Genomic DNA, 11,621 nt, shown 5'->3' with positions numbered 1-11,621 from the left:
TCTGATTTCTAAAGAGTTTTTTATATTTCATTTGAGGTGAATTACTATGCGTGACTGGTTAGTTGAACTTAGAAAAAGCAAGGGCCTGACTCAGGAAGTAACGGCTCAGAAGGCACATATTGCTCGTAGCTATTATACCCGTATTGAGCTGGGCGACTACCGCCTGCCGGTTGGCACAGCAATGCGCATTGCTGAAGCACTGGATTTTGACTGGGTTCGCTTCTACGAGACACCGGCTGACTCTAAGTAATTGATTTAAATCTGAAACGCGATACCGGGACGGCTTGCCGTTCCGGTATTTTTTATGTATATATATGTCAATAGATTTGGTCAAAGATAAGAAAAATACGACGGAAAGGAGGAAAAAGTTGAAATACCTGATTGTTCTGGGAGACGGCATGGCGGATGAGCCGATAGAGGAATGGCATGGCAAGACGCCACTGGAACAGGCATACACACCGGCACTGGATGCGCTGGCGCAGCGGGCGGAAATCGGAACCGTGCGGACCGTGCCGGATGGTGTACCGGTCGGCAGCGACACCGCCAATCTTTCGCTTTTAGGGTATCCGCCCGAACGCTATTATACCGGCCGCGCGCCGCTGGAAGCATTGGGGCTTGGTGTTCGTATGGATAAAAATGACATTATGCTGCGTGCAAATCTCATTACGATACAGGAAAATAACAGCGCATTTTTTCGCCGTGTCCTTCTCGATCACAGCGCAGATGAGATTACAACGGATGAAGCAGCAATTTTGATGGATGTTATCCGGCGCGAATTTCAAAATTCTACTTTTTCGTTTTATATCGGAACAAGCTATCGGCATCTGTTGTGCTGGCATGGCGGAGAGCGGATACAGCTTGCCCAGCCGCATGACCATCTGGGAGAACCAATTGGCGCATATCTGCCTGAACAGCCGGATTTGCGTGAGCTGATGAGCAAGAGCTATGCGGTGCTCCATCAGCATCCCATTAATCAAGCGCGGCAGGCGCGCGGACTGCACAAAGCCAATTGCTTGTGGTTTTGGGGAGCGGGCACGCCGGTACAGCTGCCGTCTTTCAGAGAGCAGACCGGAAAAAACGGTGTGATGATTTCTGCCACGGATTTGCTGCGCGGCATCGCGGCGGGGATTGGACTGCGCTATGTGCCGGTAGCTGGTGCAGACGGCACATGGCATACCAATTTTATGGGCAAAGCACTGGCGGCTGTGCAGGCACTGCGAGAAGGCGCGGATTTTGCCTTTATCCATATTGAAGCGCCGGATGAGATGGGGCATCGAGGCGATGCCCAGCGCAAAATGCAGGCGATTTCGTCCATTGACCAACAGGTGATCGGTACGGTGGTGCGGGAGCTGCAAGCGGCAGGAGAAGCATTCCGATTGTTGGTCTTGCCGGATCATGCGACGCCGGTGCGATGCCGCACACACACGCATACACCGGTGCCATATCTGTTGTATGACAGCACACAGCCAATACTTTGTCCGCACCAGCGGTATCATGAGAAAAGTGCCCAAAATGGCAGCTATTTTTCAACCGGCAGCGAGTTGCTGGCGCATTTTTTACAGATATGAAAAGAGCGAGCTTACAAAGCCCGCTCTTTTGGTTTTACTTCTTGTTCAGTTCCGTTTTGATTTTGGTGCTGGAGATTTCCGGCGTTCTCGGCAGATAGACGACTTCACAGCCTTCCTCTTCGAGAAAATCAAATTTACCCTTCCAGTCGTCGCCGATGACAAAGGTGTCGACATGATATTCATGAACGTCAGATCGCTTCTGATCCCAGTTTTCTTCTGGAATAACCAGATCGACATAGCGAATCGCTTCTACTAACTGCTTGCGTTCTTCATAGGAGAAGTAGCATTTTTTTCCCTTTTCATTCCAATTAAATTCGTCCGTGGATACTGCCACAATCAGATAATCGCCCAGCGCCTTGGCACGGCGGAGCAGATTGATATGTCCGTAGTGGAGCAGATCGAAGGTTCCGTAGGTAATCACACGCTTCATAATATTCCGTTTTCCTTTCTCTGCTGTTCGTCTTTGCCTATTATAGCATACTATATAGACGGAAAACAATAGAGGAATATAAATAACAAGAGAAATAAATCATCGTTTTCCCTACAGGAAAATGCGCAGATTTCACGGAAACTGTTGCGCGAGCGTGAAATTGCACGTATAATAGAAAAAGATAGGGAAAACAGACAAAACGAGGAGGAATGTATCATGCAGTTTCGCTTTGCGCATAATAATTTTAATGTAAAAAATCTGGAAGAATCGCTGGCGTTTTATGATAAGGCGTTGGGGTTAAAGGAAACCGGACGCATCGCACCGGAGAGCGGAGAATTTATCATCGTTTATTTGGGAGATGGCGTGACACCACATCGCTTGGAGCTGACATGGATAAAGGATCATCCGCAGGCATATAATCTCGGTGAGAATGAATTTCATCTGGCGTTAGAAGTAGATGATTTCGAGGCGGCACATGCCAAGCATAAGGAAATGGGATGTATTTGCTTTGAAAATCCAGCAATGGGCATCTATTTTATCAATGATCCGGATAATTACTGGATCGAAGTCGTTCCGGCAAAGTAAATCGGAGGAAAACACATGGGATATGTCATTGTTACAGATTCCGTTTTAGATATTGAGGAACGTTTTTTGCATCAAAACGGGATTTGTACAGTTCCGTTGAGTTTTACCATAGATGGATATGACACGGTAGAGGATGACTTTGGAAAAACCGTTTCGTTCTCTGATTTTTATCAGCGGCTGCGAGAGGGAGCCTCTGTCACAACGGCACAGGCACCGCTGTCTGCATTTACCAGTGTATTTGAAGGTATTTTGAAGTCCAGACGGGATGTTGTATATCTCGGTTTTTCGTCTGCACTCAGCGGCAATTACCAGACCGGCTGCATGGCGAAACAAGAGCTGGAGGGAAAATACAGCAACGAGATTTACTGTGTGGATACGTTGGCAGCGGCGGGCGGTCAAACCCTGCTGATTCGAGAAGCTGCCAAGCGCAAATCCGAAGGCTATACCGCAGAACAGCTGGTGGAATGGGCACAGGAATTTCGCAAGCATATCGTGCATTGGTTTACCGTAGAGGATCTGATGTATCTGCATCGCGGCGGCCGCGTGCCGAAAAGCTCGGCGGTCATGGGAACCTTGCTTTCTGTCAAACCAGTAATGTATGTGTCAGACGAAGGAAAGCTGCTTGTGTGGAAAAAAGCGCGCGGCAGAAAACGGGCACTGGAAATGCTGGCGAAGCAGCTGAGCAAGCACATCCAAGAGGTCGGAAAGTATCCGGTAACCATCAGCCATGGTGACTGTCAGGAAGATGCAGAATATCTCAAGGAATATATTCTTTCACACACGGCGGTTGAACAGGTGGAAATTCATATGCTGGATACGGTGATCGGTGCACACGCCGGACCGGGAACGGTCGCTGTGTTCTGTTATGGAGACAAGCGGGGAGAATAAAACAGAGATGAACGTATACGATTTTGACCAGACCATTTATCACGGGGACAGCACGGTAGATTTTTATTTCTATTGTGTGAAGCACAGACCGCTGATGATATACAGCTGGCCGGGCACGGCGGTTGCCTTTGCGCTGTATCAGGCAAAAATCATCAATAAAACGCAGTTTAAACGGCAGATGTATCAGTTTTTGCGTGCCGTCGGCAACACCGAAAAGCTCGTCGAAGCATTTTGGGACAGCCATATCAAGAACATCAAGTCTTGGTACACGCAGGATACGCAGCGGGAAGATGACGTGATTATTTCGGCTTCTCCGGAATTTTTGCTGCGTCCCGCCTGCAAGCGGCTGGGCATTCAGCATCTGATGGCCTCGCGCGTGGATCCGCACACCGGTGCATACACCGGCATCAACTGCTGGGGAGAAGAAAAAGTCCGCCGGTTCCGTGAGAAATTCGGAGACGCGCAGATTGAGACGTTTTATTCGGATTCACTGTCGGATTCTCCGCTCGCCTATATCTCGCAGAAAGCATGGATCGTCCGCGGGGATGAGCTGATTGCTTGGGATGAATGGGAACGCAAAAAGAAGAAAAAATAAGCAAATGCAAACCATGCTCTCTGTTGGATACGGAGGGCATTTTTTCTTGAATAAATTTGTTATCACGGGTTGACAATGCATATAAAATCTGGTATCCTGAACAAGGATTAGCAAATGCTAATAAAAGCGGGCTGGATTGTACCAGCCAATCTTTTTGAAAACTAGTTAGCAGGAGCTAATGTATAGCCGCCGCATACGCGGGAATACTGGACAGGGAGTGAATGACTATGAGACAGAAATTTGAGCAGCAGCTGGTGAATTTGTGCGCGCCGACTCTCGCTGGACTGAAGCCTGCTAATTTGTTCCGTTGCCCGGAATCGCCGGAGTTGTTTCAATCGATTTGCGAATGGAATGAAAAATTGAAGTCATTTGGTCTGCGTATCCGCGTGATGAAGTGGTGTCACAAGACAAAGAGCTGTTTGATTTATGTGTGCCGGTGGGATTGGATCTGCCGGGAAATCCAGCGCAAAGATGTCTGCGTCTTTTTGCAGAAATGCGGCTATGATTTGTCGGGAGATATGGAATCGGTAATTTGCCAATTGGCACGGAGATTGTGCTTGAGAGCGGACTTTCCGCATGAAATCGGCATTTTTCTCGGCTATCCGCTGCGCGATGTCGTGGGATTTATCTGCAACAAAGGACAGAATTATTCTTGCAGCGGGTGCTGGAAAAGCTATGGAGATGCCAAAGAGGCACAGCAAACCTTTGATTCCTATAAAAAATGCACTGCGTGCTATCAGCACATGTATGAGAAGGGCGTGCCGCTGATTCGATTGATTGCTGCGGCATGAGAGGCGTGTGTATGAATCCTCCGCTATGATTGCGGAGGATTCTTTTGTGCGAAGAAAAAGTTACAAAGTGTTTACAAAAATCGGAAAGTATGATACGATAAAACCGTTCGAGGAAACGAATGGACATACGATTTGTCAGAATATGGAGAGGAGAATCACATGAGACAGGGGAAACGACTGGGTGCCGGTGTGTTGGCATCCGTGCTGACGGTTAGCATCCTGCAATCGATGGCGTTTGCGGCGGATGCAGCACCGGAAAAACAACAAATTGTGGGCTTTACACAGGCGGGACAGGAAATTGGAGAGGTATCCTTTTCGCTTGGAGATGATATAAGCCAGTTGACAGCGCAAATGCCGCGGACGGTCTCCGTGTCAACGGAGGTCGGCACACAGCAGCTTCCAGTTACCTGGACAACACAGGCGGATTACGCCAATACCGATGATTTTTACTATACCTTTGTTCCGCAGTGGGATACCAATACTTATGATATTGCACCGGAAACCGAAGTGCCGTATATTCTGGCGCAGCGCACAGATATGACGGTTTCTGATGCACAGGGTGTTCGTTCCAAACAAGCCAAGGCGTCCGGTGCCAATGCAACGACGATCTTTCAGTTCCTTGTCAACAATATGAGCTATTCTTCTGCGGCTGCCTGCGGTGTGCTCGCCAATATTCAGGCGGAATCCGATTTCAATCCGCATTGCTATGGAGATAAAGGAACAAGCTATGGCATTTGTCAGTGGCACAATTCCCGCTTCACAGCACTCAAAAACTGGTGCAGTCAAAATGGCTACGATTATACCACGCTGACAGGTCAGCTGTATTACCTAAAAAAAGAATTGTCAGCCAACAATGATACCTATTTATATAACGGCAAGACCATCAATAATAAGATGCTGACGTATACGGCATCGGTGGACAATGCCTACAATGCGGGCTATTACTGGTGCTATTATTATGAAGTGCCGGCAAACCGCGAGAGCGTGGCAAAATCGCGCGGCAATGTGGCAAAGAATACATATTGGCCGGAATTCAGCAATACAGGGAGCAATTCGGTCAGCTCGGTGTTCACGGATGTCAGCAGCTCGGCATGGTATCGCGATGCGGTACAGTTTGTCTACGATAAGAAGCTGATGAATGGCACCAGCAAGACGACATTTGACCCCAATATCGCACTGACTCGTGCAATGATTGCGCAGATTCTGTATGCTTATGCGGGAAGCCCGACGGTATCCGGTACCGTTTCTTTTCAGGATGTCCCTGCAAACGCGTGGTATTATAATGCAGTTCGCTGGGCATATCAAAACAATGTCATGGCTGGCATGAGCAGCACAACATTTGCTCCGAATGAAGCATTGACCCACGAACAGCTGGCGGTTGTGCTGTATAACCATGCGGGCAGACCTGCGGGTGGCAGTATGCCGAATGATGCGGATGTCAATCAGGTCAGCGCTTGGGCACAGAATGCCGTCAAGTGGGCGAACAGCAAGGGCTTGCTTGGCTATATCTCGCTCGAAGGAGCAGACGGTTATCATCCGCAGCAGTCGGCACTGCGCAGCGAGACCGCATATCATCTGTATAAATACCTTGGCTGACAGCCGGTTGTGTGGTATACTAAGTACAGATGTACATGCTACCGTGGAATGGAGGGATTTGTATGAATATTTGGCATGATATGCATCCGGATCTGATCCGAAAGGAAGAATATACCGTTTTCACGGCGAACAGCATGGGCTCTACTGCTGTGTTGGCGTTTGAAGGCAGCACAGGATTGCTGCAATTGGAGCACTTGAGTGATCCGTATGTTGCGGCACCGAATAACACCGGCTACCTGCCGCGTACCTATACGGAAGATGGTATGCCGATTGAAACCGTGATTTTGTGTTCGCGGCCGCTGCCGCCGATGACATTGGTGCGTTGCCGTCCGGTCGGATTGATTACTATCCATTTGGACGGAGAGGAACAGCGGAAGATGCTGCTGTCTGCCGCTTGCGCTGATGAGTTTTGGAGTGCTTGCCTGACGGTGGAAGAGATTCCAACGGCAGACCGAAAAGCACTGGTGCGATATTTGCGCTATGACCAGCAGGTTGTCGGCAAACCGGCATCCTCTGTCGAGTTTGATAACTTGGATGCCGCGGAGGCATATATTGAACTGTGTCAGCAGGAATATCTGATGCGATATTGCGGCGCAGTCAAAATTGAAGATAATGACTGATGCAAGCCGGAGAGAGCAATCTCTCCGGCTTTTTGTCAGCTGTCGAAGTCTTCCAAAAAAGACGTCAAGTCTTCCTCGGAGTACAGGGGAAAGCCGCGCTGCATCAGAGCTTGGTCATATTCGCGCAAAGACGACAGGCGAATGTCTGTCACGGTGATGGCAGTGTCTGAGCCATACGGATAGATGGCGAGCGTGCCATTTTTTTGTGCGCGGACGAGATACAGCGGGGCGTCTTCTTGCTGCTGGGATGAAATAGCATTTGATGTGTCAGAATTGGATGTTTTGACGATCTGCCACAGCAGCAGCCCCAATAAAACCGCACAGGTAACGGACAATACGGCGACAATTTTTTTCATAAGCGTGTTCCCACCTATCCTTTTTCTAAAAAAGCAGAAGAATTCACCAAAAATCTTGTTCCATTTCTCACAGTTTTTCCGAAAATTTAAGGAATATACTGGCAGAATGGAACTTTGGGTAGATTTTTAGGTAAATTGTGGTATAATATGAACAACTATGTTTCAAATAGCCGTGAACGACAACAGGAGGAAATCAACTTGGCAAACAAACGCAGGAAAAAAAGCAAGGCTGGCAAGATCGGCTTTGTTCTACTGACGTTGTTTTTGATCGGCATGACGACAGCGGCAATGTGCATGGTCGCATTTGTCCTGTATTTAAATCTTGTCATCAAGCCGGAGGCAGATTTGGATGTCAATGGTCTGTCGATGAAGTTCAACAGCGTTATTTATTACAACGATGAAGATGGCCAGCAGCAAACCCTGCAAAAGCTCGCCAGTGAAGAAAATCGTGAATGGGTGAGCAAAGACAATATTCCGGACTACCTCTCCGAAGCCTTTGTGTCCATTGAAGACCAACGCTTTTACGACCATAAGGGCGTGGACTGGAAGCGAACCCTCGGAGCAGCGGTGCATTGGATCTTGCCGAGCGGCAATAGCTATGGCGGCTCGACGATTACCCAGCAGCTGGTCAAGAACATGACCGAAGACAATGACTATTCCGTTAAGCGCAAGGTAACAGAGATTATGCGTGCGCTGTCGCTGGAACAAAAGGTCAACGATAAAGATACCATTCTTGAGCTGTACATGAATATCATTTACTTTGGCAAGAATGCATATGGTGTACAGACCGCATCCAAGACGTACTTCAATAAGCCAGTTGACCAGCTGGATTTGGCGGAGTGTGCACTGATTGCCGGTCTGACACAGAATCCGGCGGCGTACAATCCGTTTAAGTATCCGGATGCTGCCAAGGAACGCCAGAAGGCTGTTCTGTACAAGATGTATGAGCAGGGCTATATTTCCAAGAGCGAATACAATCAGGCAGTCAATGAACCGCTGAATTATCAGGAGAATACCTCTGGACAGCAGCAGAAAAAGGCGTATTCGTACTTTACGGACATGGTTATTACCGATGTCATCAACGATTTGCAGAGCCAGCTCGGATATTCTGAGACCTATGCGCGTTCTCTCGTAACGAGCGGCGGACTGTCTATCTATGCAACGGTAGACAAGAATGTACAGGACACGATGGAGAGCGTCTTCGAGGACAGCAGCAACTTCCCGCGTATTTCGGAAGATGGTTCTAAGCCGCAGGCGGCAATGATGGTTGTCGACCCGAAGACCGGACACATTCTCGGTGTTGTCGGCGGACGCGGCGAAAAGACCGAAAGTCTCGTGCTCAACCGCGCAACGCAGTCCAAGCGTTCGCCGGGTTCTTCCCTCAAGCCGCTGGCAACGTATGCGCCGGCGCTGGATCAGGGACTAATTACACCGTATTCCGTGCTGACCGATATGCCGCTCTTTAACAATGACGGCAAGGCATGGCCGCGCAACGAAAACCGCACCTATGCGGGTCAGACGACGATCATGCAGGCGGTTGCGGACTCGACCAATACCATTGCCGTTGGTGTCATGGACAAGCTGACGCCGCAGTCGGCATATAATTTCCTGACTGAAAAGCTCGGCTTCAAGTCGCTGAGCAAGAGCGATATTGACTATGCGCCGATGGCACTGGGCGGTCTGACCGACGGTGTGACGGTGCGCGAGATGGCACAGGGCTATACCGCTCTGGCAAATTACGGTGAATATTCGACCGCTATCAGCTATACCAAGGTAGTGGATGCAAACGGCGAGACGATTCTCTCCAATGAGGACAACAAGCCGACACAGGTATTTGAAAATCCGGAATCCACCCCGTATTATGTCAATGACCTGCTGACCAACGCCGTGGAAAATGGTACCGGTAAGCTCGCTGCGATCAGCGGCATGGATGTCGCTGGTAAAACAGGTACGACGACCGATAACAAGGACCGTTGGTTCGCTGGTTACACGCCATACTATGTCGGTGTGTGCTGGTTTGGTTACGATGAAGGATATGGTCTGCCGTCGTTGCAGCCGAATCCGGCAGTTGCTCTGTGGGCAGATGTCATGGACGAGTTGCATGAGGACAAGGAAAACAAACGCTTTGACCAGCCGAATGAAGATGACTTTGTTGAGGCAGAATATTGTCTGGACAGCGGTATGGCACCGAGCAAGGCTTGCTATGCCGATGTGCGCGGCAGCCGTGTGGCAACCGGCAAGTTCTATAAAGACGATGTGCCGACAGAGGAATGCACCATGCATCAGTGGCGTACCCGCAGTCAGTCGCTGTTGGATCTGACCAGACGATTCCCGATCAGCGTGACGGTAACCGATGAATATTACTGCTTCAGCGGAGACAATGAAGCGGTCGGCGAAGGACAGCGTGTTTCCAGTCCAAATGGACATTATTCGTTCCAGAGAAGCAGCTCGTCCAGCAGTTCGAGCAGCTCCGGCAGCTCCAGCTCTCGCAGACGCCGCAGCACGACGACGGGAACAACCACGAGTGGAGATACCGATTCTGACACCGACACAAGCACGGATACCCAGACGGATACCGATACAGAAGTATCTACGCAGTCTACTGAAATGGCGGAAAACGTTCGCAGACAGATTCAAGACTGGTGGGAAGATCAGGCTGGATAAAAAAGATTCGTCCGATTACACAATAAATGCATTGCATTGAGACGAAGAATATAGTATAATAATTTTGCATTGGGAAAACGATGTTCCGCATGGCTGCGCTAGCCGGGACGGTAGCGGTGTCCTGTACCTGCAATCCGCTATAGCAGGGGTGAATGCCTCCTTCGCGGGCTGTGTGTGTATTGTTTGACCTGTGCTGGAGGATGATGAAGATTCGGTCCTTCGCAACAGTGGACTGTGAACCATGTCAGGCGGGGAACCGAGCAGCATTAAGCAGAACCCATTGTGTGCCGCAGGAATGCCGAGTCCGAGTCCAAGAGCGCGGGTACCAGATATTTCGTATGGTTCAACGGGAGGGCGCGGTCATGCGGAGCATCGTTCCATGCAAGATGGAAGGAATCTAAACGGGCAATTTCGATTGCCCGTTTTTCCAACTTTGGGAGGGATTTGCATGTATCAGGCTTTGTACCGCAAATGGCGGCCGACGAAATTTGCGGATGTCGTCGGACAGCGGCATATCACGGATACGCTCCGTGCTCAGCTGGAAAGCGGACGCCTGTCCCATGCCTATCTGTTCACCGGAACGCGCGGTACCGGCAAGACGACTTGTGCGAAAATTTTGGCGCGGGCAGTCAACTGCACCAATTTGCAGGCGGGCGACCCGTGCGGCGAATGTCCGTCGTGCCGCGGCATCATGGACGGCAGCATCTTGGATGTTGTGGAAATTGACGCAGCGTCCAATAACGGCGTGGATAACATCCGCGATATTCGCGATGAGGTGCGGTATACACCGGCGTCCGTCAAAAAGCGCGTGTACATCATCGACGAGGTACATATGCTGTCACAGGGCGCGTTCAATGCGCTGCTCAAGACGTTGGAGGAACCGCCGGAGCATGTGCTGTTTATTCTCGCTACCACGGAGATCAATAAAGTACCGGCAACGATTTTGTCTCGTTGCCAGCGGTTTGATTTTCGCCGCATTGCGCCGCATGATATTGCGGTTCGGTTGAAGGAAATCGCAGAAGAAGAAGCTATTCCGCTGACGGACAGCGGCGCACGAATGATTGCTCGTTTGGCGGATGGCGCGCTGCGTGATGCGCTGTCGATTCTCGACCGCGCCGCAGCAGGCAGCAGCGAACCGATTGATGAGGAGCGCGTGGCTGCCGGTGTCGGTATTCTCGCAGGAGATACTGCGGTACAGCTGATGCGGCATATTTTGTCCGGCGATTTAACCGCGGCTATGGGACAGCTCGGAGAGAGCTACACTGCGGGCAGAGAGTTGGGCGCGGTGCTTGACCAGCTGCTCGGACTCATCCGCGATATGCTGCTTGTCAAGACGAGCAAAAGCGATATTTCCGCCTTGCTGTCTCCGGCATATTCGTATCAGACCGTACAGGAGCTGTGTCAGCAGGTACCGGCTTCTCGATTGCTGGCATACACAAAGATTTTGCAGGAATCGCTGCTGCATATCCCTCATGCGGCAAACCGCCGGATCGAGGCAGAGCTGTGCGTGGTTCGGCTGTGTGAGCTG

At 50.1% G+C, this 11,621-nt stretch carries 12 protein-coding genes and 1 other RNA gene; 11 read left to right on the top strand and 2 right to left on the bottom strand.

The window, feature by feature from the left end:
• Positions 1-46: 46 nt before the first annotated feature.
• Both ACR0P9_RS02755 and ACR0P9_RS02750 read left to right on the top strand, forming a co-directional pair.
• Positions 47-250 (top strand): helix-turn-helix transcriptional regulator, encoded by a 204-nt coding sequence (locus ACR0P9_RS02755; protein ID WP_087018589.1) that lies wholly within the window; start codon positions 47-49, stop codon positions 248-250.
• A 118-nt stretch (positions 251-368) separates the two neighbouring features.
• The gene (locus ACR0P9_RS02750; protein WP_432617319.1) at positions 369-1,568 is read left to right on the top strand and encodes a cofactor-independent phosphoglycerate mutase; all 1,200 of its coding nucleotides are present in this window, start codon (positions 369-371) and stop codon (positions 1,566-1,568) included.
• Positions 1,569-1,602: 34 nt separating this feature from the next.
• Here ACR0P9_RS02750 and tagD read toward each other — a convergent pair whose 3' ends face one another.
• Positions 1,603-1,998 carry a glycerol-3-phosphate cytidylyltransferase gene (gene tagD, locus ACR0P9_RS02745; protein ID WP_216470575.1) on the bottom strand — a complete coding sequence of 132 codons (396 nt, stop codon included), beginning with the start codon at positions 1,996-1,998 and terminating at the stop codon, positions 1,603-1,605.
• Positions 1,999-2,214: 216 nt separating this feature from the next.
• Here tagD and ACR0P9_RS02740 point away from each other — a divergent pair, with 216 nt between their 5' ends.
• The 6 genes from ACR0P9_RS02740 (at position 2,215) to ACR0P9_RS02715 (ending at position 7,073) form a co-directional block, all read left to right on the top strand.
• Positions 2,215-2,583 (top strand): VOC family protein, encoded by a 369-nt coding sequence (locus ACR0P9_RS02740; protein WP_432617318.1) that lies wholly within the window; start codon positions 2,215-2,217, stop codon positions 2,581-2,583.
• Between the two features lie 15 nt (positions 2,584-2,598).
• A complete protein-coding gene (locus tag ACR0P9_RS02735; protein WP_432617317.1) occupies positions 2,599-3,471 on the top strand; it encodes a DegV family protein in 873 nt (290 codons plus the stop codon).
• A gap of 7 nt (positions 3,472-3,478) precedes the next feature.
• On the top strand, positions 3,479-4,066 hold the full coding sequence (locus tag ACR0P9_RS02730) for a haloacid dehalogenase-like hydrolase (RefSeq protein WP_432617316.1): 588 nt from the start codon (positions 3,479-3,481) through the stop codon (positions 4,064-4,066).
• 227 nt (positions 4,067-4,293) lie between these two features.
• Positions 4,294-4,857, top strand: coding sequence for a DUF3793 family protein (locus ACR0P9_RS02725; protein WP_432617315.1), 564 nt, complete (start codon positions 4,294-4,296; stop codon positions 4,855-4,857).
• Between the two features lie 159 nt (positions 4,858-5,016).
• Positions 5,017-6,453 carry a phage tail tip lysozyme gene (locus ACR0P9_RS02720; RefSeq protein WP_432617314.1) on the top strand — a complete coding sequence of 479 codons (1,437 nt, stop codon included), beginning with the start codon at positions 5,017-5,019 and terminating at the stop codon, positions 6,451-6,453.
• Between the two features lie 62 nt (positions 6,454-6,515).
• Positions 6,516-7,073 (top strand): inorganic diphosphatase, encoded by a 558-nt coding sequence (locus ACR0P9_RS02715; protein WP_432617313.1) that lies wholly within the window; start codon positions 6,516-6,518, stop codon positions 7,071-7,073.
• A 35-nt stretch (positions 7,074-7,108) separates the two neighbouring features.
• On the opposite strand, the gene ACR0P9_RS02710 is transcribed toward ACR0P9_RS02715, so the two are convergent.
• A complete protein-coding gene (locus ACR0P9_RS02710) occupies positions 7,109-7,429 on the bottom strand; it encodes a hypothetical protein (protein ID WP_432617312.1) in 321 nt (106 codons plus the stop codon).
• A 198-nt stretch (positions 7,430-7,627) separates the two neighbouring features.
• Here ACR0P9_RS02710 and ACR0P9_RS02705 point away from each other — a divergent pair, with 198 nt between their 5' ends.
• The 3 genes from ACR0P9_RS02705 to dnaX form a co-directional block, all read left to right on the top strand.
• Positions 7,628-10,093, top strand: a complete 2,466-nt coding sequence (locus tag ACR0P9_RS02705; protein WP_432617311.1) for a transglycosylase domain-containing protein — start codon at positions 7,628-7,630, stop codon at positions 10,091-10,093.
• Between the two features lie 93 nt (positions 10,094-10,186).
• Positions 10,187-10,453, top strand: an RNA gene (gene ffs / locus ACR0P9_RS02700) — signal recognition particle sRNA large type.
• Between the two features lie 88 nt (positions 10,454-10,541).
• Positions 10,542-11,621: DNA polymerase III subunit gamma/tau (gene dnaX, locus ACR0P9_RS02695; protein WP_432617310.1), on the top strand; the 1,080-nt coding region annotated here is incomplete at its 3' end.

This window comes from Butyricicoccus sp. (genome assembly GCF_050872565.1).
GTDB lineage: Bacteria > Bacillota > Clostridia > Oscillospirales > Butyricicoccaceae > Butyricicoccus_A.
This window is presented reverse-complemented; position numbering and strand designations above follow the sequence as displayed.

Excerpts from the sequence above, each read along its gene's own strand:
- ACR0P9_RS02715 (WP_432617313.1), top strand. The coding sequence starts at position 6,516 with ATGAATATTTGGCATGATATGCATCCGGATCTGATCCGAAAGGAAGAA.
- ACR0P9_RS02730 (WP_432617316.1), top strand. The coding sequence starts at position 3,479 with ATGAACGTATACGATTTTGACCAGACCATTTATCACGGGGACAGCACG.
- ACR0P9_RS02720 (WP_432617314.1), top strand. The coding sequence starts at position 5,017 with ATGAGACAGGGGAAACGACTGGGTGCCGGTGTGTTGGCATCCGTGCTG.
- ACR0P9_RS02740 (WP_432617318.1), top strand. The coding sequence starts at position 2,215 with ATGCAGTTTCGCTTTGCGCATAATAATTTTAATGTAAAAAATCTGGAA.
- tagD (WP_216470575.1), bottom strand. The coding sequence starts at position 1,998 with ATGAAGCGTGTGATTACCTACGGAACCTTCGATCTGCTCCACTACGGA.
- ACR0P9_RS02755 (WP_087018589.1), top strand. The coding sequence starts at position 47 with ATGCGTGACTGGTTAGTTGAACTTAGAAAAAGCAAGGGCCTGACTCAG.
- ACR0P9_RS02725 (WP_432617315.1), top strand. The coding sequence starts at position 4,294 with ATGAGACAGAAATTTGAGCAGCAGCTGGTGAATTTGTGCGCGCCGACT.
- ACR0P9_RS02710 (WP_432617312.1), bottom strand. The coding sequence starts at position 7,429 with ATGAAAAAAATTGTCGCCGTATTGTCCGTTACCTGTGCGGTTTTATTG.
- ACR0P9_RS02735 (WP_432617317.1), top strand. The coding sequence starts at position 2,599 with ATGGGATATGTCATTGTTACAGATTCCGTTTTAGATATTGAGGAACGT.